The 23,842-nt window shown below is 40.4% G+C and carries 17 protein-coding genes and 1 pseudogene; 7 read left to right on the forward strand and 11 right to left on the reverse strand.

Annotated elements, in window-relative coordinates; genetic code table 11:
- Positions 1–59 precede the first annotated feature (59 nt).
- Positions 60–287: a hypothetical protein gene (locus tag M1D52_RS13795; protein ID WP_013666704.1), complete on the forward strand. Its 228-nt coding sequence runs from the start codon at positions 60–62 to the stop codon at positions 285–287.
- A gap of 47 nt (positions 288–334) precedes the next feature.
- On the opposite strand, the gene M1D52_RS13800 is transcribed toward M1D52_RS13795, so the two are convergent.
- Positions 335–2,437, reverse strand: coding sequence for a heavy metal translocating P-type ATPase (locus M1D52_RS13800; protein WP_437392819.1), 2,103 nt, complete (start codon positions 2,435–2,437; stop codon positions 335–337).
- A gap of 270 nt (positions 2,438–2,707) precedes the next feature.
- On the opposite strand from M1D52_RS13800, the gene M1D52_RS13805 reads away from it, so the two are divergent.
- Positions 2,708–3,571 carry a helix-turn-helix domain-containing protein gene (locus M1D52_RS13805; protein WP_437392820.1) on the forward strand — a complete coding sequence of 288 codons (864 nt, stop codon included), beginning with the start codon at positions 2,708–2,710 and terminating at the stop codon, positions 3,569–3,571.
- Between the two features lie 4 nt (positions 3,572–3,575).
- A complete protein-coding gene (locus M1D52_RS13810; RefSeq protein WP_013666701.1) occupies positions 3,576–4,457 on the forward strand; it encodes a mechanosensitive ion channel family protein in 882 nt (293 codons plus the stop codon).
- Between the two features lie 216 nt (positions 4,458–4,673).
- Here the strand turns inward: M1D52_RS13810 and coaA are convergent, their stop codons facing one another.
- The 5 genes from coaA to lpdA form a co-directional block, all read right to left on the reverse strand.
- On the reverse strand, positions 4,674–5,630 hold the full coding sequence (coaA, locus tag M1D52_RS13815) for a type I pantothenate kinase (protein ID WP_437392821.1): 957 nt from the start codon (positions 5,628–5,630) through the stop codon (positions 4,674–4,676).
- 129 nt (positions 5,631–5,759) lie between these two features.
- The gene (locus M1D52_RS13820; protein ID WP_437392822.1) at positions 5,760–6,167 is read right to left on the reverse strand and encodes an OsmC family protein; all 408 of its coding nucleotides are present in this window, start codon (positions 6,165–6,167) and stop codon (positions 5,760–5,762) included.
- Positions 6,168–6,301: 134 nt separating this feature from the next.
- Complete coding sequence (locus tag M1D52_RS13825; RefSeq protein ID WP_013666698.1) at positions 6,302–7,534, reverse strand: nucleoside recognition domain-containing protein; 1,233 nt, start codon at positions 7,532–7,534, stop codon at positions 6,302–6,304.
- A gap of 158 nt (positions 7,535–7,692) precedes the next feature.
- Positions 7,693–8,757 carry a patatin-like phospholipase family protein gene (locus tag M1D52_RS13830; RefSeq protein ID WP_013666697.1) on the reverse strand — a complete coding sequence of 355 codons (1,065 nt, stop codon included), beginning with the start codon at positions 8,755–8,757 and terminating at the stop codon, positions 7,693–7,695.
- Between the two features lie 69 nt (positions 8,758–8,826).
- Positions 8,827–10,215 carry a dihydrolipoyl dehydrogenase gene (lpdA, locus tag M1D52_RS13835; protein WP_013666696.1) on the reverse strand — a complete coding sequence of 463 codons (1,389 nt, stop codon included), beginning with the start codon at positions 10,213–10,215 and terminating at the stop codon, positions 8,827–8,829.
- 621 nt (positions 10,216–10,836) lie between these two features.
- Here lpdA and M1D52_RS13840 point away from each other — a divergent pair.
- On the forward strand, positions 10,837–13,467 hold the full coding sequence (locus M1D52_RS13840; RefSeq protein ID WP_437360596.1) for a TonB-dependent receptor: 2,631 nt from the start codon (positions 10,837–10,839) through the stop codon (positions 13,465–13,467).
- Positions 13,468–13,787: 320 nt separating this feature from the next.
- Here the strand turns inward: M1D52_RS13840 and M1D52_RS13845 are convergent, their stop codons facing one another.
- Positions 13,788–14,405 (reverse strand): hypothetical protein, encoded by a 618-nt coding sequence (locus M1D52_RS13845; protein WP_437360594.1) that lies wholly within the window; start codon positions 14,403–14,405, stop codon positions 13,788–13,790.
- Between the two features lie 526 nt (positions 14,406–14,931).
- On the opposite strand from M1D52_RS13845, the gene M1D52_RS13850 reads away from it, so the two are divergent.
- The gene (locus M1D52_RS13850; protein WP_437392823.1) at positions 14,932–16,194 is read left to right on the forward strand and encodes an alkaline phosphatase family protein; all 1,263 of its coding nucleotides are present in this window, start codon (positions 14,932–14,934) and stop codon (positions 16,192–16,194) included.
- An 89-nt stretch (positions 16,195–16,283) separates the two neighbouring features.
- Here M1D52_RS13850 and M1D52_RS13855 read toward each other — a convergent pair whose 3' ends face one another.
- Complete coding sequence (locus tag M1D52_RS13855) at positions 16,284–16,658, reverse strand: hypothetical protein (RefSeq protein WP_437392824.1); 375 nt, start codon at positions 16,656–16,658, stop codon at positions 16,284–16,286.
- Positions 16,659–17,057: 399 nt separating this feature from the next.
- Here M1D52_RS13855 and M1D52_RS13860 point away from each other — a divergent pair.
- Positions 17,058–17,111 (forward strand): annotated as a pseudogene (locus M1D52_RS13860) (hypothetical protein); the annotation flags it as partial.
- Between the two features lie 9 nt (positions 17,112–17,120).
- Here M1D52_RS13860 and M1D52_RS13865 read toward each other — a convergent pair.
- The 3 genes from M1D52_RS13865 to M1D52_RS13875 all read right to left on the reverse strand — a co-directional run bounded on the left by M1D52_RS13865 (position 17,121) and on the right by M1D52_RS13875 (position 22,173).
- A complete protein-coding gene (locus tag M1D52_RS13865; RefSeq protein WP_377609892.1) occupies positions 17,121–17,255 on the reverse strand; it encodes a hypothetical protein in 135 nt (44 codons plus the stop codon).
- Positions 17,256–17,436: 181 nt separating this feature from the next.
- Complete coding sequence (locus tag M1D52_RS13870; RefSeq protein ID WP_013666690.1) at positions 17,437–18,984, reverse strand: SusD/RagB family nutrient-binding outer membrane lipoprotein; 1,548 nt, start codon at positions 18,982–18,984, stop codon at positions 17,437–17,439.
- A gap of 12 nt (positions 18,985–18,996) precedes the next feature.
- Positions 18,997–22,173, reverse strand: a complete 3,177-nt coding sequence (locus M1D52_RS13875; RefSeq protein WP_437360591.1) for a SusC/RagA family TonB-linked outer membrane protein — start codon at positions 22,171–22,173, stop codon at positions 18,997–18,999.
- A gap of 260 nt (positions 22,174–22,433) precedes the next feature.
- Between M1D52_RS13875 and M1D52_RS13880 the strand changes: the two genes are divergently transcribed.
- Positions 22,434–23,822, forward strand: a complete 1,389-nt coding sequence (locus M1D52_RS13880) for an exonuclease domain-containing protein (RefSeq protein ID WP_437360589.1) — start codon at positions 22,434–22,436, stop codon at positions 23,820–23,822.
- The last annotated feature ends 20 nt before the right edge of the window (positions 23,823–23,842 follow it).

A 23,842-nucleotide genomic window follows, 5' to 3' on the forward strand; every position in this document is an offset into this window, starting at 1 on the left:
AAACAAATAAGCTCCTCAAATGTTTTCAAAAAACTATTGACAACATTAAAACAAAAGGCATGGAAAAATTAGTAAACGAGCTGATTCAGAAAGTAGGTCTTTCCCCCGAATTAGCGCAAAAAGCAACTTCAGTTGTGCTCGATTATGTAAACAACAATTTACCTGATGCATTAAAAGGCAAAGCTGAAGGCCTATTAAATGGCAACTTCGACATGCAATCCTTATTGGGAAATAGTGAAGGGGGAGGGGATAGTATCATCGATAAAGTAAAAGGAATGTTTAATTAATAAAAATGCCTCAGTGAAACACTGGGGCATTTTTATTTGGCATTCGCTTATAGCTTTTTAAACTTCAATCGGATGGAATTACCAATTACCACTACATCCGAGCAAGCCATGGCTAGTGCTGCTAACATCGGACTTAAAAAACCAAATGCGGCCAAAGGGATTGCAAAAATATTATAAAAAAATGCCCAGAAAAGGTTCTGTTTGATCGTAAGCAACGTATGCTTACCTATCTTAAGTAAAGTCGTGATCGATTGCAAATCGTTGTTCAACAATACTACTTTGGCAGATTGGATGGCGACCTGACTTGCATCGCCTAAAGAGACGCCTACATCGGCTGTTGTAAGCGCCGGACCATCGTTAATACCATCTCCAACCATTGCTACTTTACCTCCTTGCTTTAATGACTCAATCAATTCTAATTTTTCATGGGGTAACTTTTCGGCATAAACTTCTGTAATTCCTATCGACGCCGCAAGTGCGTCGCATTTCTCTTTTCTGTCACCACTTAAAATGACCGGTATTATCTGCTGTCCCTTCAAAGTCTGTACAAGCTCTTTTGCTCCTGCTTTAATTTCATCCTCGATTGCGATTCTGACAACCAGCTCGTCATCTCTCAATAAAAATACATCATAGTTGCCAAGTTCCTTGCTATCTTCTACAAGCTGTTTTGAGCCAATTTGATAGCGGTGCCCTTCACTATCCATCGCTTTTATCCCTAATCCTTTTTCTTCCTTTACCTGTGTAAAAACGATCTTTCTCTTTTCCCGGTTGGCAAATGCATTAACAAGTGACTTGGCGATCGGATGGTTCGAATAGCTTTCTAAACCATGGATCAGCGTCGCGGTCTCTATATCACTCAGCTCGCTTTTTATGTCCCTTATCTTGAACTTGCCGGTGCTTAATGTCCCCGTCTTGTCGAACACCATATATTTTAAATTGGTCATTTCTTCTACCGTATCACCGCCCTTTATAAGCACACCTTGTTTAGCACTTCTTCCCAGGCCAACCATCACTGCGGTTGGTGTGGCTAACCCCATGGCACAAGGACAGGAGATTACCATCACAGCAATGGCATTTAATAGGGCTTGACGGAAACCTATATCAAAGGCAAAATATGCCAGGACAAACGTTAATAATGCGATGCCAATTACCACCGGTACAAAAATCGCCGCCACCTTATCACCTAAGCGTTGTATGGGTGGCTTTGCGGCCTGCGCTCTTTTCATTAAATCAATGATTTGTGCCAACACCGTTTTGTTACCCACTTTCGTCACCAGCATTCGAATGCTACCTCGTTCAAGTATGGTTCCACCAATAACCGCATCATATTTTCCCTTTTCAACCGGAATGCTTTCGCCAGTTAACATCGACTCGTTCACAGATGCTTCTCCCCATACAATATCACCATCGGTCGGTATCTTGTCGCCTTCATTGACTAATAAGGTATCACCAATTTTTAATTGATTTATATCGACGCGTTCGGCTTGACCGTTTACAATACGGACGGCGCTGTCGACCTGGATTTTCATCAGATCTTTGACGGCCGAAGTCGTTTGTGTTACCGATCGCTTTTCAAATACATTTCCTAAAAGTACAAGCGTAATGATGGTAGCTGTTGTTTCGTAGAACATATAATTAGGCCCTAAGCCCAACAAAGTACCTATTATACTGTAGATAAATGCCGACGTAGAACCAACAAATATCAGGACATCCATATTGGGCACACCTGCCTTAATTGAATTAATAGCACTTTTTCCAAAATAAGCACATCCTAAAATAAATACAGGAAGACATAAACTCAATTGAACATAGGGGTTATGCAGCCAATGAAAAGGTAAAAACATGTGCAGGAAAAGCGGCAAAGTAAACAATAGACTAAAAATAAATTTATGTTCTATTTTTTCTAAAAAACCTTCTTTCACAAAGCCCTGTTCTTCCTGCTGCACCTTGAAACCTAAACCTTCAATATCTTGTATTACATTATTTACGTTCAGTCCCTTATCGGCTGTAAATTTTACTTCCTCATTTGCAAAACTCACGAAAACGTTTTGGTAACCTTTTTTCTCCAACATTTTATGTACGGAGAGCGCACAATTATTACAATGCATGCCGGTTACGTGTAATTCGACTAATTGATTTTCTCCTTGCATCTTTTTGTCTTAATATTTCTTAATGCCAACTCAAACCTAACGTAGTGAGATTGAGACATCGGGTATATCCGCCATAAACAAGCAATTAGCATTTACCGATCTCTTCCTATCTGCCGCAGATCGAGAGAACAAACAAGCGATACCTTTGGGTAACTTCTTCTTTGTTGTACAAATGTAAGTTTAGAGCGGTAGCTCCTTCATAACAAAACAAGGTATTAATGGTACTTTTCATGGATTTTAATAACTTTGCACTGTAAAACTAGCTTAAAAATGGTAAAGCAGAACATTCCGATATATAATGTACCGAGTACCGGTGAAGGATATTCGGACGAATTCGATATCAAAAGATTAAGCTACGGTCACGACCGCTATGAAAAAACCACGGCTCCGCATCGGCACGATCATTATACCTTGATCATTCTTTGTCAAGGAACGACGCGTCAATTTATCGATTTCAAAGAATATGAAGCGAAAGATGCTGCGCTATTATTTATGCGCCCCGGACAGGTTCATTATGAAGTTGACCCGGGTAATGCGGAAATGTACTTGGTTACCTTTAAAGGCGACTTTCTATTTTCTTATTCGGCAGACAATCACTGGGAACAGCTGTTTAGCAGTAATCTGTTATCCTTAAAGAAACATGAACTTGAACGAATTTTGGCTTTTGTTGCATTAATCGAGGAAGAATATACACTCTTTAAACAGAATAGAGCGGTTGTAGCTCAACTTTTACTGGCGCTGTTGGAAAAAACAGAAAGCTATGTCAGTCCGCATACCCATATCACCGGTCGGAAGCGCTATAGTACCTTAATGCGTCAATTTATAGCTTTAGTGGAAAAAGACTTTCTTAGCCATACGAAAGTTGCTGATTATGCATCTAAATTGTTTATCTCGGCAGGCCATTTGAATGATGTAGTTAAAGAAATGACAGGGACAAACGCTAAAACGGTTATTGATGAACGGCGTGTGCTGGAGGCGAAACGCCTTCTGTTTTGGACGCAGCTCCCGATTCGCGAAGTGGGCTGGAAAATCGGCTTTGAAGATCCTGCTTACTTCACTCGATTTTTTAAAAAACATACCGGCAAGCTGCCGGCTAGTTTTCAACGCGATCTGCAAAAAAAGATACATCATTGAAAATATGAATAGTCAACAAGAATATATACAACGTAGCATTCATCTGAAAAAAGACTTGCTCATACTGGTAATCAAAATCCTTGTATTCATTCCGATAACATACACTTTAATAGAGTATGAGTCCTACTATAACGACAAGAGGGTTTTACAACGATTGGTGTATGCTTTGAATGTCTTTCTATCCAGTAATATCATCATTTCAACTGTCCGAATCATCCTCTTGTCTTGGTATAAACGACGCTCTCTTTACTTTCATACCAGTTCGCGCGGTAGCTTCGTATTAGGTATTAACCGCATTGCCTCGGTGCTCAACGCCGTCGTCATTATTTTTAGTCTGATGTTGGCCTTTGGAATCAACCCCAGAGATTTCCTAACCAGTATCACCATCGTTGCAGCGGCTATAGCCCTTATTTTTAAGGATTACATCACGAATATGATCAGTGGTTTAATTATCATGTTTTCTGATCAATTGACATTGGGTGATTATGTTAAGATCGGCGAGTACCAAGGGCAAATTATTGACATCACCCTGGTTAATATTGTTATCAATAATGATGATGATGATATTGTCATGGTTCCCAATAACTTTGTTTTTACGACAAACATTGTCAACCAGTCTTTTCAGAACTCCCGCAAGGTGAGCGTTGAATTTGAATTAGCCATTAACCATACCATGGACCGGGAGGACCTCAAAAAGCGTCTTAATGATCTGCTTAACAAACACAGCAATGAAGTACTCGAAAATAGTATGAAATTAAAGGTATTGGCTGTACAAAAGGATGTTGTCAAATATAAGGTACAGTTCACCTTAACCAATTTGGGAAAAACGCAATCGCAGTTTATCAAAAACATTGTGCTAAATGAAGTACTAAAAATTGGGAATTAGCCAATGTGATGATTAGCCAATGTGATGATTAGCCAATTAGCCGATGAGCCAATGTGATGATCGGTTTGTACGAGCTTAAGCATACTGCTTATAGCTTATAGCTTAAAGCCTAATGTAAAGCTGAGATCAATAATTAACCAATGTGATAATGCTCTGAAGCTTGTCTGCCGATTCACTCTTTACTCATCACTCATCATTCATGCTCGCAACCGACAACTACACCTTCCGTAATTTGACGCCTGTCACGAAATGATTGCTTCCCTTTTCCAATATAAGATTAGCGCGAAAGCGCGTCGGTAGTATGTTTTTAATAAGGTTTGGTTTATTGATGAGATCCCAAATGCTATTTGCTCGCGCGATAGCTTCTTCTTCGGAAAGACTGGCGTATCTATGAAAATAGGAATTAGGATTCCGGAAAGCAGTTGTTTGCAATTGTCTGAATCGAGACACATACCATTCGAGTAAGTTTTTTTCGTTGGCATGCACGTAAATGGAGTAATCAAAAAAATCAGACACGAAAACCTGCGGTCCTTTGTGTTTTTCGCTCAAATTTACTTGTAAGACATTGATCCCCTCTACAATGACAATATCGGGATTATAAATCTCCTGCATTTGATCCGGTATCACATCATATTCAAGATGCGAATAAATAGGCACTTGAAGGCTTTCCTTGCCCGCCTTCACATCCGCCAGAAAATTGATTAACTTCTTCGTATCATAACTTTCCGGAAAGCCTTTTCGATTCATTATTCCGCGTTGTTCCAACACACTATTGGGATATAAAAAGCCATCAGTGGTTACTAAAGCGACATTTGGCTTATCGGGCCATAAAGACAAGACCTTTTGTAATACGCGTGCGGTGGTGCTCTTACCCGCCGCCACGCTGCCTGCTATACCAATAATAAAGGGCGAGCGTTTGCGTCCGCTGTTCAAGTAAGCATTTTCAGCGTCGTAAAGCTTATGTGCGTGGTCAATATGGATATTCAGGAGATGACAAAGCGGGAAATAAACTTCCTGAATCTCTTCCATATTTAATGGCTCATTCAGCGCATGTAACCTTCCAATATCCTCATTTGAAAGAGAGAAATTCAGTGATCCGTTCAGTAATTTCCATTCGTCTCGCGTAATGCTCACGTACGGAGAATACTGTTCCTTCATTGCCATATCAGTCATATTCCAAGTTTAAGCTTGCACGCGCAAACGTAATAATTCAAAAGCCAAAAATCAAAATTCGCCCCCGCCAGGGGCTCCAATACAATCCATTTAACTACTTAACTATTCCCCCACTTAACCACGTAACTATTAGGGGACCAAATTACTGTCAACTACGATTGGATTTGATAATATTTTATGTACCGGGCAGAGCTCCGCAATCTGAAGCAGCCGTTGCCGTTGGTCATCATCCAAATTGCCAATCAATTTAATATGATTTTTTATGTAAGTCGTTTGCTGATGACTGCTTGGTACTACCTCCATTTTTACCGTTATGATGACTTCCTGCAAATCCCATTGCTTTCGATCGGCGTACATCCTTAATGTAATAGCCGTACAAGAACCTAAACTCGAAAGTAACAATTCCTTCGGTCCTAATCCCTGATCAGTACCTCCCATAGACTCCGGTTCATCCGCTATTACGATATTTCGTCCATTGCTGACTTCTGTTTTATACCGTTCCTTTCCGATGGTAACTGTTACATTTACTTCCGCCATGCTAGTTGTTAGTTATTCGTTGTTAGTTGTTAGTTGTTAGTTGTTAGTTGTTAGTTGTTAGTTGTTAGTTGTTAGTGAAAATTTACTTTTTACTTTTTACTTTTTACTTTTTACTTTTTACTTTTTACTTTTTACTATCCAAAAAAGATGTAAGCGATAATAATGGCTGCAATTATCCCTGCGAGTTCGGCTAAGAGAGCAGCAGGTAAAGCATGTCGCGTTCTTTTAATGGCCACTGATCCGAAGTATACTGCTAACACATAAAAAGTTGTTTCCGTACTTCCTTGAATGACACAAGCCACGCGCGACGCAAAATCATCGGCACCTTTGGCATGCATTAAATCAATCATCAATCCACGCGCACCGCTTCCGCTCATTGGTTTCATAAAAGCGACAGGAAGCGCCTCCACAAAGCGCGTATCCAAACCCGCCCCGCTAACAATTGCATTGACGCCCTGAACCAGGTAGTCCATCGCACCGGATGCTCGAAAAACTCCTACAGCTACCAAAATCCCTACTAAATAGGGGATAATTTTTATAGCAACTTCAAAACCCTCTTTAGCCCCCTCGATAAATGATTCAAAAACATTCACTTTGCGATAGAAGGCTAGGGCAATGAATGAAATAATTACCGTGAAGAGAATGACATTGCTTGCAACCTGCGATATAGCATTGATTTCTTCCTGGCTCAGCGTGGAAAAGTAGTACAAGAGTCCGCCGATCAAGATTGTCAGACCGCCCACATAAGCTATGATAACTTTATTGAACAGGTTAATACGCTGATAAATAGCGGTCACTACCAAACCGACCAAAGTAGAAAAGAAGGTTGCCAGCAGGATGGGAATGAACACATCGGACGGATCTATAGCTCCTGCTTCCTTCCGGTAAGCCATGATGGTAATTGGCAAGAGTGTCAAACTTGACGCATTCAATACTAAAAACATGATTTGCGCATTGCTTGCCGTATCTTTATTTGGGTTCAGTTCCTGTAGTTCTTTCATAGCCTTTAGACCTACCGGTGTCGCCGCATTATCAAGGCCCAACATATTAGCCGAGAAATTCATCAAAACCGAACCCAACGCCGGGTGATTTTTAGGAATCTCTGGAAAAAGTTTATTAAAAAAAGGCCCTACTAAACGAGCAAAAATATTAATCATGCCACCCTTTTCGCCAATTTTCATGATGCCTAGCCAAAAAGACATTAAACCGATCAGGCCCAGGGAAATCTCGGCTCCTGTCTTTGCCGTATCGAAAGTTCCATTTACAATCGCCTGAAAAATCTCCTGGTCTCCAAGAAAAATCAGCTTAAAAAGCGCGACAACAAAAGCAATTAAAAAGAAGGCTATCCAAACGTAATTTAAAGCCATTATTAGCTAGTTGTTAGTTGTTAGCTGTTAGTTGTTAGTTATTAGTTATTAGTTGCATAAGCCTTCCCTTATACCTAAAGCCTTAAACCTTAAACCTAAACCCTTATACCTTATACCTAAAGCCTTATACCTTATACCTAAAGCCTATATTTCATCCCTCAAGACCATAAATTTCTGTTCAAAAAACTCCAAGGCTTTTCATGGGAACCATTCTTCTTTTGTTCTTCGATCAAGAAGTCAGCCATTTCATCCAGTATTAAATGATTCTCACTCACCGTACGGTCTCCTAAAGCAATTAAACGTTTCATATTCGATTCCTCTGCAGCATCTAAACTCTCCTGAATGCTGTTGAGATTTTCCGGTTCGATCCGCAGATAATCTTTTTCCTTGTTTGACGACCGGAACAGCTGGTGAAGAAAAAAGTCGCTGCTTTCGGCCACACCGCTCATCATGATGTCAATAAGAGCCGGTACCATGGAAATAGCCCGACTTTTTTTAAAATGCTCTAAGTTATACGATTTTCTCGATCGCCCCGTTCCCAAAGAAAAAATATGAATATCATTGATTTTCGTTTGATTAAATGCCCGAGTTACTTCAACTAAACCACTTAAAGCAGGATTTGTTGCAAAAACACCGCCATCTAATAAAGGGTACCGTGTTCCTGATAACGAGTAAATTTCGGCGACACTAAAATAAGTCGGTGCGGCAGAGGTAGCCCGACAAACATCTTTGAGATAAAAGTCACGCACGTCACCCCGTTCAATGGCTGTCTGCTGCCTAAAAAAATGTGTCTTCCTAAGCTCTATGTTATAAGCAGAGATGATACAAGGTTTGATGAGTTCACTTAACTGTGTCTTTCCAAAATATTTCTGCAGCACACTTTCCAATGTAGCACTATTATAACGCTCACTGGTTAAACCCAAGCTTGAGGTAATGCGCTTGAAAAAACTCATTCTAAAAATATCGTGACCATATTTTAGATACATTTCCAAAGCTTCTTTGGCAGAAAAACGAGGTCGTTTGGGGTCTGATTGATCAGGGCAGAGCAGCAGGCAAACCAAAATACCTCCGGTACTCGTACCGGCAAAAAAATCAAAAAAATCTACGATAGCTGCTGAGGGATTGTTCGTTTTTTGCTTCAGTTTTTCTTCCAAAGCAACTAAGATCATTCCCGGAATGATCCCTCGAATCCCACCACCATCAATAGATAAGATTTTCTTCATAAAGGTTTTTGGGCAAATTGACCAATGAGCCAATTAGCTAATTAGCCAATTAACTCATTGGCTAATTAATTAAAGGTGGATTACCTCACCATAAGCATCCGCTGTAGCCTCCATAACAGCTTCACTCATCGTAGGGTGTGGGTGTATGGTTTTAATAATTTCATGTCCGGTAGTTTCCAGTTTGCGGGCGGCCACTACCTCGGCAATCATTTCCGTCACATTGGATCCGATCATATGTGCTCCTAAGAACTCGCCGTACTTCGCATCAAAAATAACCTTTACAAAGCCATCCTTAGCACCCGCGGCACTTGCCTTACCTGAAGCTGAAAAAGGAAACTTGCCCACTTTAATTTCGTATCCGGCTTCCTTAGCGGCTTTTTCTGTATAACCAACAGAGGCAATTTCAGGCGAGCAATAAGTACATCCAGGAATATTATTATAATCAATTGGTTCAACATGTAAACCTTTGATCTTTTCTACGCAGGTAATCCCTTCGGCAGAAGCAACGTGTGCTAAGGCTTGTCCTTTAACAATATCACCAATAGCATATACACCTTCTACATTAGTTTTGTAGAAATCATCTACAACAACCCGGCCTTTATCAGTTTTTACACCGACTTCTTCTAAACCAAGGTTTTCGATGTTCGGAGTAATACCTACGGCAGACAACACAACCTCCGCTTCGATCACTTCTTCACCTTTTGCCGTTTTGATTTTCACCTTGCTAGGCGAAGCGCTGGTATCCACCGCCGTTACTTCAGCACCAGTTAAGATATTGATGCCACTTTTTTTCAAGCTACGTTCCAACTGTTTAGAGATTTCTTCATCCTCAACCGGTACAATACGATCTAAATATTCAACAATCGTTACTTTCGTTCCGATCGCATTGTAAAAATAAGCGAACTCTACACCGATAGCACCAGATCCTACGACCACTAATGATTTAGGCTGTTTATCCAAGTTCATGGCTTGACGATAGCCGATGATTTTTTTTCCATCCTGCTTAAGATTCGGAAGCTCACGCGAACGGGCGCCCGTTGCCAGTATTGTATGTTTGGCCGTGTACTCTTTAGTAGAACCATCACCACCCTTTACCTCAATCTTACCGCCTTTTTTTATCTTAGCGGTACCCATGATTACATCAATTTTATTCTTTTTCATCAAGAATTGGATACCTTTACTCATACCATCGGCCACGCCGCGACTTCTTTTAATAATCGCGCCAAAATCAGCCTCACCGCCCTCTACTTTGATACCGTAGTCAGCCGCGTGATTCAGATACTCAAAAACTTGCGCACTTTTAAGTAAAGCTTTCGTTGGGATACAACCCCAGTTAAGGCAGATACCGCCAAGAGATTCGCGTTCAACAATAGCCGTTTTGAAACCTAATTGTGAAGCTCTGATGGCTGCAACATAGCCTCCCGGGCCACTTCCAATTACAATGATGTCGTAATTCATTCTTATAAAAATTAATTCGTTTCGATAGTACAATTAGCTTATACCCATTGAACAAGCCAAGAACGTGTTTGTCAAACAAGTATTACTTCCGCAAACCTAATAAAAATTCTTAGAATTAGAAGATTTCCGGGCTGTGTCGGCATTTTTTTACCTTAGGGAAATAGTTGAAGTAGTAGAGTAGTTGAGTGGGCAAATAGTTAAGTGGTTGGGTAGGGGATTTACTAGCAACAACAGCAACAGTATATACTTACCGGCGGGCAGTCTAATCAGGCTGATAGCTTATTTCCGACAGCAGACAACAGCTCTTGTTACATTTACCATTACCTAAAGCATGTACCACAGGGGGTATGATTGTGATTTTGAAAAAAGTTATCCACAATCCACATTCGAAAATTCGAAACAATTTTAACCAATAAACAATTAAAAATCAGAAAAGACTTTATATATTTCTAAACAGTTACAAAAACAATTGGATACCGCAAGATCGATCTGTAAATTATTCACACCCAAGCATCAAGTAACATTAACTTAATATTAAATTAACACAAAACCTGCTAATTATTCCTCGCGAGCTATTTAATTTTGTACCGAAAAACAAATTATTCAATCAATTCAACGCACATGAAGAAGTTTTTACTTTCTTTCAAATCATTAAGACGTAGCCAATACCTTTTCAGTAAGGCTACGCTATTATTAGCATTGTTCTTGCTAATTAATACCAAATTTTCTTTTGCGCAGCAAGCTATCCAAGGGATTGTAACCGACGGAACAAACCCAATAGCCGGGGCAACGGTATCAATTACCGGAACGTCACGATCAACTTCTACGGACGTTGATGGAAAGTTTTCGTTAAGTACAACTAGGGAATCGGGTGAGATTGTAATTAGCTATGTAGGTTACGACGTGGAAAAAGTCAACTTTTCATCTGGGACTACTGACATTGGTACTATATCACTAAAACAAAGCGCACAATCTCTTGACGAAGTGATTGTACAGATAGGAAGTGGTTTAATAGATTTGGCAAAGGATAGAAAAACACCAATTGCAGTATCTACTATAAGCACTACAGAAATCCAGCAGAAAGCAGGAAATCAAGAATTCCCAGAACTCCTGAAAAATACTCCTTCAGTTTACGTGGCCGGTCAAGCAGGAGGTTATGGCGATTCTAGAATCATTGTTCGTGGATTTGATCAAACGAATACCGCGTTTCTTTTAAATGGTCAGCCCATAAACGGAATGGAAGACGGTAACATGTATTGGTCTAACTGGTCAGGCCTTGCTGATGTGGCAAATGCATTACAGATACAGCGAGGATTAGGTTCCTCCAAATTAGCCATTTCATCCGTCGGAGGAACAGTTAACATCGTTACAAAGTCTACAGACCTAACCCGAGGTGGTTTTGCTCAAGCACTGATTGGCAATAACAATTACCAAAAGACAACTCTTGCCTATAACACCGGTTTATCAGAAAATGGATGGGCAGCAAGTATTATGTTGACAAACTGGGCAGGAGACGGTTATAACAAAGGAACGAGAGGAAATGGACAGAATTATTTTTTCTCGCTGGGCTACAAACCTAACGAAAAACATGCCTTTAACTTCTTGATTTTCGGAGCCCCTCAGAAACACGATCAAAATTTCACCAAAAGTATATCGAGTTATCTTCAAAATGGAAAAAGATACAATACAAACTATGGCTTCCTAGGTGGAGATTATCTTAGTGAAAGAACTAATTATTATCATAAACCCGTAGTTAACTTGAACTGGGATTTCAATATCGACGAAAAATCGACTTTATCAACTGTGGCTTATGCATCCTGGGGACGCGGTGGCGGCACAGGTAACTGGGGAAGCAGCAGTGCTAAAAAATATACACCAAGTGGCCATATCGATTTCAATGCTATAAAAACAAATAACGAAGCTATTGAAGGAGGGATCGGTGATTTCAATAATGGCGCCTATGCTATTCGGGCTTCCGTAAATAATCACGCTTGGTATGGTTTGGTTTCTAATTTCAACAGGCAGATAAACGAAAATCTAACTTATAATCTTGGTCTTGATGTAAGAACCTATAAAGGTACTCATTATCGAATGCTAACCAACCTGATGGGTTTGACTGGTTGGCATATCAATGACAATATGCAATACCCTAACGGTTATAACGTAACTGAAACATTCAGTATTAATCCCTGGAAAGCACTAACAAACAGTGTAGACAATAATCAAAAGGTTGATTACGATTATGATGAGCGAATAACTTACGGTGGCTTATTCGGTCAGATCGAGTATTCAAACGAAGACTTTTCAGCTTTCCTACAAGGCGCATTGTCTAATCAGTCTCACGTGAGATGGGATAGATTTCAATACACGAAAGAAAATGAAAAGTCAGAAAAAGTAAACAATATCGGTTACAATATTAAAGGAGGGCTTAGTTATAATATTACGGAAAATCATGTCATATTTGGAAACACAGGGTATTATTCAAGACAACCGTACCACGATAACATTTATTTGAACTTCGGTAATGATGTAAATCCACTGACTAGCAACGAGAAGATATTCGGCGTTGAGTTCGGTTACAAATTCATCAGCACATTCTTTAGTGCAAATTTGAACGCCTACAGAACATCATGGAAAGATAGAGTTACAACTACTTCAGATACAAATGATGATGGGCAGTTGATCTACACAAACAACTCTGGATTAAGCCAATTGCATCAAGGCCTTGAATTGGACTTCGTTGCAAAACCGTTGCCAAAACTTGACCTAAGAGGGTTTGCGTCCATTGGTGACTGGAAATATGATGACAATGCATTACAAAGGACATACGATGAAAGTTTAAATCTTTTATCTGAAGAAGTAACTGATGTAAAGGGTGGAAAAGTTGGCGATGCTGCACAGACAACCTTCGGATTAGGCGTCGCGTATCGTATAACAAGCAGTTTATCAGTTGATGCCGACTATAGGAACTATTCAAATCTATATGCCGATGTGGTTACTAAAGATAACATCAAACTTCCAAATTATGACCTTGTAGATGCAGGCTTAAATTATCGTATAAGCTTTAACAAAACTGCTTTAAACTTACGTCTAAATGTAAATAACATATTTGACAGAGTTTATCTTTCAGAAATGACTTCAGCAAGACCAGTCGAAGAAGGAACCGAGACGTATAAAGGAATCAATACAAGCAATAACGTTTTCTTTGGAAACGGTACTACTTGGAACTTTGGTATGAAATTTAGTTTCTAAATTGAACATACTTTTTCTTCACATAAAGCCGTCTCAGAATCTTGAGACGGCTTTTCGTTTTATAGACAAATATCTAGTTGTTATTGAGCCACGTAAACTAGCTTCGCAAAATCATACGAGAATGACTGGAATTTAGGATTACGATATCAATGATTGTGATTCAAACTGTGAAAAGATAGTATACCCTTAGGCCGATCTCATAAGACGAGTACACAAAATCCAAGAAATAGATAATCAATCTATTTATAAAGGTCCACTTTTCTAGAATAGATGTTGGTTCTCGTTACCTCATTGATACCGAAAATTATTTTGGGGCAGAATTAAATCCCTTCAACCAAAGTTATCGTAATCCCCCTAAAACAATCGTCCGCGCAATTGTCCTCCACAAATCCACAAGAGGAAATGATACCATTATTCTTTGCTTCAAAGAAGGTTTGAGCATTATTCCGTTTCTTCAACCAATCACTCTTTGCCTTTTCATATATTTGGTCCAAGGTGCAAGTTAGTGCACCACCCGTATTTGCGTGATTGTTTAAGTTAGCCTGATTCTCGGACCATGTTAGCATTTTCAGCATACTGTCTGCACTGGGTAAATGTTCGGTGTTTCCCTGATACCTCTTTGATAAACTATCAAGCATTAGCTGAGCAGTTTCTAAATTCCAACCGTCTGCTGGCATTCGGATATCATTAAAAACAGTATAACGAAAATCTCGCCCCGTTACTTCTCCATTGTTTACGGTAATAGTCGTTTCCCATGCCGCACCTGCCCATGTAGCTCCACTTACCACATATCTATAAGAATTATTACTCGATTCCTTAAAATCCAACCAAGCTTTATAACTCTGCTCATAGTCATTTTCATAGTCCATATCACTCTTATCACAAGCGATGCAAAAGAGAGACAGAAAAAAAACAAAAAGGTACATTTTTCTTTTCATAATGAAGTGTTTATACGTTTTATATCTTAACGTAATGAGCTAAAAAAGAGCTACAACAACTTTCAGAAATCGGCTTTCTGCCCAACAAACACATCTAAAAACGATCGTTATTTCAATATTACAATGAGCTATTTCACTAGCAAAACACCGTGTTTCAATATTACAATGAGCTATTTCACTAGCAAAACACCATGTTTCAATAGTAGGATGTTAAACTTCGATAGCACTATAAGACATTTTGATAGTACAATAATCTACCTCACTAATGGAACGTTGCATATAGGTAGTAGAATTATCGACTTCTTTCTTTGTTGGCGCATGAATTTCTTTATACAACCATCGGAAATTGGCTTTCTACTAATGAATACTGTACTTTAAATCCGCTACAGCTGAATTAAATTGGAAAACAGCGCATATATACTATATGCTTATTACTTACAACTTAACACTTAAAACTACCGCTACCAACACCTAAAAATAACCTTCAGCTAACATTTAAGTCAAGTAAAATACCTATAATCGCGTCATGGAAACAAGAGTTTTTTCTTATTTGCTAGGTGTCGCATTAGCTGTTTTTTTGGTGTCACCTGCGCATGCCCAAGACACCACGCAAAAATCAGTTCCAAATCGTCAAAATGTAGCCAAGCAACAAGACAAACCCTATGTAATCCTGATCTCTGCCGATGGCTTTCGGTATGATTACGCAGAAAAATTCCAGGCAACTCATTTACAACAACTATCGTCAAGTGGCGTAAGTGCCAAAGCACTGATTCCGTCATTTCCTTCCATTACCTTTCCCAACCACTATACAATCGTAACGGGCATGTACCCATCGCATCATGGCTTGGTTGGAAATAATATCTACGACCCGAAAATGCAAGCAAGATATAGCATGTCAAATGCGAAGGCCGTCAAGAATCCGGCTTGGTATGGCGGTATCCCCATTTGGACACTTGCCGAGCAACAGGGTTTACTGAGTGCTAGCTTTTATTGGCCGGGATCGGAAGCAGCTATTGGTGGAATGTTGCCGTCTTATTATTATGCTTACAATGAAAAGATTCCAATAGCAAAACGCATACAGACTGTTGTGAACTGGCTATCATTACCATCGGAAAAACGTCCGCACCTCATTAATTTTTACTTCCCCGAAGTCGATCATGCAGGACACCTCTATGGCCCCGATGCAACCGAGACGAAAAAAGCGGTGCACTTCATTGATTCTGCCGTTAATGCCCTCAACATCGCCGTACAACAAACGGGACTTCCTGTCAGTTTTATTTTCGTTTCTGATCATGGTATGAAGGCCATCAATCGAGACGAACCCTTGCCATTACCTTTTAAAGTCGATACAACGCAAGTGGTCATTGCTTCAAATGGCACACTTGTAAATATACATGTGAAAGACAAAAAGAACCTTCAGTCGATTTACCAATCCATTCAAAAGTCTGATAAGTTTGATGCCTATCTAAGTGATCAAGTACCAAGCAATTATCATTACGGAAAAAAAGAGGACAAATATCACCGAATAGGCGATATCGTATTGGTTGCGAAAGCACCTTATTATTTTTCCAATAAGAAACCACATCCCGGAGCACATGGATTTGACCCCTATGAAACACCGGAAATGCGAGCTACTTTCATCGCTTGGGGACCCGCCTTTAAAGAAGGTTTAACGATCGGTGCCTGTGAGAATGTTCATATCTATCCACTATTGGCGAAGATATTAGGTTTGAAATACAAACATCGTATCGATGGAAATGATAAAGTAGCTAAAGAAGTCTTGAAGTGATACAGCCAGCACCGGACGCATTACCATTCCTGTAAATTTTGCCTGCCTGCGGTAGGCAGGAAGCGGTGAACTTTATTTTATTAGTAATATCATCGATCTTTATAGTAGGTACTACTATCATTTTCTGTCAATTTCTCTACTAAAACCTGAAGTAGCTCCTTAATATTAATCAACTCATTTTTAAGTTCCTCTAAAGTGGGTGAATGTCCTTGCCTCACGTTATCATCAGTCACCAAATTCTGCCAGCTTACTTCTTCATCCAGATCGAGGTGCGGCCCCATTAGCTCATCACTGGTCATCGAATAAAGTATACCAACCAATTTAGCTTGTTCTATTGTTAGGTTTTTTTCACCCGACTCCAGCTGCTCATACTCTTCTTTAGTAAGCTTCAACTTGTAAGCCACATAGGCCATACTGTAATCATTGGCGTAACGTAGAAATCTTAGTTTTTCATGTAATTCCATATGTTTAGGTTTTATTTTTAGTTGTGAGCTCTGAGTTGTAAGTTGCGGGCTTTCTTCCTGTCTTATGTCCATGTTAGGCTATAGGCTGTAAGCTGTAGGCTTTATTCTACACTTTAAACTTTCTCGCTACGCAAAAATTCATCGTTCATCATTCCTGCCTACCGGCGGGCAGGCAACACTCATCACTTAAGACCCTACTCAACCATTTAACCAGCTCAAAATATTTGTTTTTTCTCTACAAAAATAGGCAAAATACATCCATTTACAAATACTTTAACTAGCTAAACGTTCTTAAACTAATTTTATGGAAAATAAAGGAGAACATAGAACTTGACAGCACTGGGTTTATATTTGGCAAAGCGATCAATTAACAAAGCGGAAGTTTCCAGAAAGACGGGTTTGAGTACTTATCGGTTGAGCCAGCTTTCCATTAATCCAAAATCGCATGTTCGAATCGAGGAATTATATCTTATCGCCTTGGCCATAGGCGTTAAACCGGGTGAAATGTTTGAAGAGCTGTGTGGAAATCTTAAACTCAAACACCAGTCCTGATCCCATAAAAAGAGGCACTTCGCTCGACCCTCCTTCGGGGTCCATACACTGTATATTCACGGTATCTTCACGTTATATCCGCATTTATCCACCATTTAGTGGACTTTTAGCGGTAAAGTAGCGAATAAGTAGCGACCAAAGATCAAGTGGGTGGGAGAGGAAGGAAGATAAAAGAAACCGTATAGTAGTTAGTAACGCTACTATACGGTTCATGCACTAAGATTGATTACTTATTCCACCAAAGCGCTGTTGTAATCACGTCATCGCCTTGACGTGCCAAGGCTTGTTGATAATGTTCACGATTAACGTTTTGCTCTTTATTCGGATAATATAAGCGTTTCGGAATGCCGTTTCCGAAAATAGGCTGGAACGTATAGTTGACGATTCCGTTCTCCGTTTGCCTACTCCAAACAACATCTCCAGGTTTCACTAAAAATATAGGATAACCGGTACGACGGATTTCTGACCAAGCCTCCAAGCCTTGAGTGTACAAAGCCAGGTATTTTTGCGTTAAGACATTTTCTTTGTTGGCCGCCGGCAAGGCATCAGCATATGATTTCGCAGTCGCACCATCAATACCCCATTTAGTTAAAGAAGCTTCTACACCTTTTCGGTAGCTTGCATCATCCCAGTTATTGTATTCGGCAATTAAAAAAGCCACCTCGGCATACTCCTGTAAGACTTCCGCAAAGTCGGGCGCATTCACAATGGCTCCTGGTAAGCTAATGGCAGTAGGCCCATTAATACCTCCTGCTTCCAAAGGTAATCCGTAAGGCTGACCTATGTAAATTTGGCGCTCATTGGGTAAAGCGTAACGCGGTAGACGCGGGTCGGCCGTCTTAAAAGGTCCCAATTCTCCTTTTAATACATTTACCAAAACATGCGAAACCGCAAAATCTTTTCTATTCGCGGTAACGGTCGCTCGATAGAGGGGGGCTTCATTTGGTGCACCACTGGAATATTTAAAAGCGGCATTATCTGCATTGGACGTAAATACACCTTTTGCCAAGGCATCCGAAAAATGTTCTTCTGAAACAGCCGGAAGTTTCACACGGATACGCGTAGACAAGCGTAACCGAAGTGATTGCGCAAATTTAGCCCATTTTTCATTACTGCCTGCGTATATAATATCCGAGCTGCCGAAAGTATTTTGCCCTTTATACTTCAACAGGGTATCGCCTGCCGCCTTTAATTCATTTAGGATATCAACATATATTTTTTCCTGTGACGCGTACACCGGCGTATAATTGTCGGGATTTTGTTGCAGCGCTTCAAATTCAGGGTCTTTATTTCCATAGGATTCATAGGGCACATCGCCAAAAACATCCGTCAGGGAATGGAAGGTGAAAGCTTTCAATATACGTGCAATCGCAATTTGATTCGCATTACTACCAGCTGTTCCGGCACTTGCCACCGATTTTGTCAGCTCATCGGTATTTAACTTGATAATTTGGTTCAAGTTATTCAGTGCCTTATAAGAGTTAGCCCAAAAGACGTCGGAATAAGAACGTGGAATATCATAACGCGACTGATCGGTGTAGATATTCTGACTATAATATTGGGCGAAAAGCATTGTTCCACGTAACGAAAAATTTTCGTTTCGGATATTGTCCATTATTTGTTTCTCCGCCGTCAACAGAATCGTTGGTGTAGGAACATTTCCCGGGCGATTGGGATCTTCGTTGATCTCCGCCAGCTTCTCGTCAGAGCAGGAGATCAAAGCGCCTGAAAACGCTAGGGGAAGGAGAAATAAGATATTTTTATAAAGATTCATTGTCTTCTCAAATTAAAATTTAACGTTCACATTTAAACCGTAGGTGGCAGGTATTGGTAGATTTCCTCCTTCAATCCCCTGTATATTACCTCCGCTATTGGTAAATTCAGGATCAATGTATTTACTTTTGGTATAAATATTCCAAAGGTTACGGCCATAAGCGTTGATACCCAACGTTTTGATTACTCCGTCCGGTTTCAGCTGAAAATTATACCCGAGTGTAATCTCCCGTAACTTCACGAATGTGGCGTCAAAAACACTAAAGGTGGTGGGCCCGTTATATTCATTACGTGCCCAGGTTTGTGCACTAATCCGCGTATCATTTGGCCTTGTATTCGTTACGTTATAACTTCCGTCCGGATTAAACTGTACATCCGCTTTTACACCATCTACTACGATACCCGTTTCTCGGATATTATTGGCAGCAGTACGGTCCAGGATTCCTGCGTACATACCTACTTTATAGGTTTGCGAGAAGAAATGCCCTCCAACACGTGCGTCGATTAAAAATCCAAGTGTAAAGTTTTTATACTTAAAGCTGTTTTGAAAGCCTACTAAATAGTCAGGTAGCACAGTTCCTAAATCTGTCATTTGCGAAGTACGTAAGTAAGTACCGTCCTCTTGCACCACGCGTTGTCCGTCAGGAGCATAAACAAAGTCATAACCTCTGATTTGTCCATAGGATTCTCCTTCTTGTGCTACTAATGACACCAGTGTATTGTTTAGCTCGAGCGTACTGATGCCCTCATATAAACGGGCGATTTTATTACGGTTTAACGACCAGTTGACTGAACTATTCCATTCGAAACGATCATTTTTTATCGGTGCTCCGGTTAGGATTACTTCAAATCCTTTATTGGTTATTAGACCTGCATTTAAGAATTTCTGTTGATATCCAAAAGCATCGGAAGTCGGAACTGCAATTGTCTGGTTTCTACTACGGTTATTGTAATAGGTAACGTCTAAGCCTAATCTATTTTTAAACAATTGAAACTCGAATCCCGTTTCCCAAGTACTAGTCAGTTCGGGTTTCAAATTGGGATTGTTCATGATATCAGGCTGCGTATAAGACGGTTGGCCATTAAATGCAGGTAACGAACTATATAATTGTGCTAAGCTATAGGGTGCTGCACCGTTACCGACTTCCGCCCAGCCCAATCTGAATTTGGCGTAGTCAATCCAAGGAATGTTTCTTATTCCTTCCAATTCACTGAAAACAAAACTGCTTGTGAGCGATGGATAGTAAAAAGAATTATTGTTAGTAGGTAGGGTAGACCACCAATCATTCCGTAAGGTACCGTCTAAATAGAGCATATTTTTCCAACCGGCAGAAAAACTGCCAAAGATCGAATACACTTGTTCTCTAAATAAACCATGTCCATTATTGGCTAAGATACCACTTGAATTCCGCAAGTCATAGTAATTCGGAACTACTAAGGGTCCACCCGTTTGGAGATCACTGACACGACGATTCGCATCCCGAATGTTACCACCAACCAAACCGGATAGCGAGAAGTCGGTCCATTGTTTATTGGCGGTTGCCAGAAATTCATAGTTGAATTCATGGAAATTATTACTATATTCCTGATACATAGACTGTGAGCGGGAATACACTGCGATACGATCTTGATATTGATATTGATAAATATCTGCGTAAACTTTACCACTCAAATTAAGCCACGAATTGATAGGAGCCGACACCCCGACATTACCATATAGCCTGTCGCGACTCTCTTCCAGGTAACTCTCATAAGCCGACCAATAGGGATTATCAATAAAACGCGTAGCACGATCGCCCGGTGTATCGCGATAGCCGGTTCGATTCCACGGTCTAGGGGTTCCATCGGGTCGTTTGTAATCGCTCAGCTTCTTATAGTCGACTTGCACACCTCCCCATTGAAAAGCCTCTAACATAATATTCCGATTGGAAGCACCGGTCCAAGGTCTACCCGTTGAGTTATTTTTAACGTAGTTAAGATTACTGGAAATCGTTACCTTTCCCAGTCCTGTAGACCCTGAAAAACTCAATGTATTACGTCCTAAGCTGGCATTTGGAACAGTTCCGCGGACATTCTTATTGGTATACGATAGCCGATAACTCGTTTTCCCACTGCTTCCTGCGATCGCCAGATTATTGGTATTGGCAATACCCGTTCGAAAAAAGTAATTGACATCGTGCTCGGGATACAGCCAAGGCTCAGGATTCAAATATTCGGGGTATCCGGGGTCTAAATTATACCAATGCAAAACGGGTGTGCCATCCAAACGAGGGCCCCAGCTTTCGTCGGCAGCATAATCAACAATATTATACGTTGTGCCATTAATCGTAGCCTGCGGAAACTCGGTACTATAACCTTGTCCGTATAGTTTTTGTCTTTTTGGCAAACGTACTATTTGTTCCAATTCAATTCCTGTATTCAGGCTAATCTCAGTCTTTTCCTTATTATTTCCCTTTTTCGTTGTAATCAAAATAACGCCATTGGCTGCACGACTTCCGTAAAGCGCTGCGGAAGGACCTTTCAATACCGAAATATTTTCAATATCATCCGGATTTAAATCTTGTATCATATTCCCTACGTCCTTACCGGCGCTTCCTCCAATGGTGGAAGCGGTATTTAAATCGGCATTGTCAATAGGGGTTCCATCAATAACGTAAAGCGGTTGATTATTACCGGTAATGGATTTTATACCACGAAGCAAAACACGCGTTGATCCTCCCATATTGCCGCCGGAGGGTATAATCTGTAAACCTGCCACTTTACCGGAAATGGCGCTCAGGGCATTGGTGGGTCGGGTGTTGAGCACATCGCCGCTCACATCTTGCACGACATATCCCAATGCTTTCTTCTCCCGTTTAATACCTAGGGCAGTAACCACCACCTCAGAAAGCTGGTTATCAGGCACTAAACTCACTTGGATCTTTTGCTCGTCACCAACCACCACTTCTTTTGGTTGATAACCGACGTAAGAGATCACCAAAACGCTGTTGTCAGCTACTTGAAGAGAGAATGTTCCATCACTCTTTGTTTGGGTTCCTTGCGTGGTATTCTTAACCAGCACGGATGCACCTGCAATGGGCTGTGTGTTTTCGTCCAGCACCGTTCCTGTAAGCGTACGTTGCCGGGCAAAATTTAATGTAGGCAACAGTATGAGCAGTATGCCTACGTACCGTAGTAATTGTAAATTCATAAGAAATTGTCAGTTAATTTGATTAATATAGGGTGAGTACCGCCTAATTAGCAGCAGATGACTTGCACATGCATTCGCATGCTGTTTTTTAATAAGGAAGAAATAAACGATGCAATTAATTTCGATTTTTGTAAGTGTTGATCCATATTATTCAAAATAATAAAGTATAGTAATCTAATAGACAAACCTAGACAAAAATGTTTTGATACACAAATTTTTTCTTTTTTTGTGTACTAATTTTTTTAGTATATTTGCTTTTCATGGAATATGCTATTGTTGACATTGAAACTACCGGGGGACATGCGGCCGGTCATGGGATTACCGAAATCGCCATTTGCATCCATGATGGTGCCGGTATATGCCATAGATATGAAACACTGGTCAATCCGCAAGCGCATATTCCACTTCATATTACGGCATTAACAGGCATCAGTAATGAAATGGTTGCAGATGCACCCACCTTCGCAGAAATAGCCGCCACTGTTTACCAACTACTGGAAGGCCGGATATTTGTTGCACACAATGTAAACTTTGATTACTCCTTTATAAAGCATCACCTGGCCTTTTGTGGCTATAGTTGGAATGCCCCAAAATTGTGCACGGTCCGGTTAAGTCGCAAAGTATTACCGGGATTCGCGTCTTATAGTCTTGGCAAACTTTGTCAGCAATTGAATATCTCCATAACCAATCGTCACCGCGCAGGTGGAGACGCTACTGCCACCGGGATTTTGTTCTCCCTATTGCTCGAGAAAGGCCCGGACGCTATACAGGCTATGCTTAAAAAAGCGTCGAAGGAACAGGCCTTGCCACCTAACTTACCCAAGGAAAATTTTGAACGCTTACCTCAAACACCCGGTGTCTATTACTTTAAAGACCAAAAGGGAAAAGTGGTATATGTTGGAAAAGCAAAAGACATCAAAAAACGAGTATCTGCTCATTTTTCAGGCCAAAATCCTAACCCGCAGCGTCAGAATTTCATGCGAAGCATTTATGATATTGACTTTGTTAGCTGCGGAACAGAATTGATAGCTTTTTTGCTCGAGGCAGTCGAAATCAAAAGATTATGGCCTGAAAACAACCGGGCCCTTAAACGCTTTGAACCCAAGTATGGGCTATATAGCTATGAGGATCAAAAAGGCTACATACGTCTGGCTATTGATAAGCATCAACGCTTTCAACAGGCTATTTGCAGTTTTGGAAATGTGATTGAAGCTTACAACCTCGTTAACAGACTGATCCAGGAGCATCGGCTCTGCCCCAAATTGAATGGAATACAAAAGGTGCAAGGTGCTTGTTTGAACCACATAAATGGTGGCTGTTTGGGAGCCTGCATAGGAGAGGAGAATAAGGATAATTATAACGAGCGCATGTATACCGCTTTAGATAATTTAGCGAAAATGCTACCCTCCTTCATAATTCTTGATAAAGGTCGCACAGAAGACGAACAAAGTTGTATTTGGGTAGAAAAAGGCAAGCTCTTTGGCATCGGATACATTGCTTATGAAAGTGATATCAACCATCCTGAAGAGATAAAAGACACCTTAACACGCTATCCATCCAACGATTATATGATGCACCTCATCATGAGCTATGCCAATCAACATCCCAAGCTAATCCATCGATTAATGGAAGGGGAAGTAGTTGAGTAGAGAATTAGTTGAGTAGTCGG

The sequence above is a fragment of the Olivibacter sp. SA151 genome (genome assembly GCF_054130995.1).

Coding starts and splice junctions, on each gene's coding strand:
- M1D52_RS13795 (WP_013666704.1), top strand. CDS start 60: ATGGAAAAATTAGTAAACGAGCTGATTCAGAAAGTAGGTCTTTCCCCC.
- M1D52_RS13800 (WP_437392819.1), bottom strand. CDS start 2,437: ATGCAAGGAGAAAATCAATTAGTCGAATTACACGTAACCGGCATGCAT.
- M1D52_RS13805 (WP_437392820.1), top strand. CDS start 2,708: ATGGTAAAGCAGAACATTCCGATATATAATGTACCGAGTACCGGTGAA.
- M1D52_RS13810 (WP_013666701.1), top strand. CDS start 3,576: ATGAATAGTCAACAAGAATATATACAACGTAGCATTCATCTGAAAAAA.
- coaA (WP_437392821.1), bottom strand. CDS start 5,630: ATGACTGATATGGCAATGAAGGAACAGTATTCTCCGTACGTGAGCATT.
- M1D52_RS13820 (WP_437392822.1), bottom strand. CDS start 6,167: ATGGCGGAAGTAAATGTAACAGTTACCATCGGAAAGGAACGGTATAAA.
- M1D52_RS13825 (WP_013666698.1), bottom strand. CDS start 7,534: ATGGCTTTAAATTACGTTTGGATAGCCTTCTTTTTAATTGCTTTTGTT.
- M1D52_RS13830 (WP_013666697.1), bottom strand. CDS start 8,757: ATGAAGAAAATCTTATCTATTGATGGTGGTGGGATTCGAGGGATCATT.
- lpdA (WP_013666696.1), bottom strand. CDS start 10,215: ATGAATTACGACATCATTGTAATTGGAAGTGGCCCGGGAGGCTATGTT.
- M1D52_RS13840 (WP_437360596.1), top strand. CDS start 10,837: ATGAAGAAGTTTTTACTTTCTTTCAAATCATTAAGACGTAGCCAATAC.
- M1D52_RS13845 (WP_437360594.1), bottom strand. CDS start 14,405: ATGAAAAGAAAAATGTACCTTTTTGTTTTTTTTCTGTCTCTCTTTTGC.
- M1D52_RS13850 (WP_437392823.1), top strand. CDS start 14,932: ATGGAAACAAGAGTTTTTTCTTATTTGCTAGGTGTCGCATTAGCTGTT.
- M1D52_RS13855 (WP_437392824.1), bottom strand. CDS start 16,658: ATGGAATTACATGAAAAACTAAGATTTCTACGTTACGCCAATGATTAC.
- M1D52_RS13865 (WP_377609892.1), bottom strand. CDS start 17,255: ATGGACCCCGAAGGAGGGTCGAGCGAAGTGCCTCTTTTTATGGGATCA.
- M1D52_RS13870 (WP_013666690.1), bottom strand. CDS start 18,984: ATGAATCTTTATAAAAATATCTTATTTCTCCTTCCCCTAGCGTTTTCA.
- M1D52_RS13875 (WP_437360591.1), bottom strand. CDS start 22,173: ATGAATTTACAATTACTACGGTACGTAGGCATACTGCTCATACTGTTG.
- M1D52_RS13880 (WP_437360589.1), top strand. CDS start 22,434: ATGGAATATGCTATTGTTGACATTGAAACTACCGGGGGACATGCGGCC.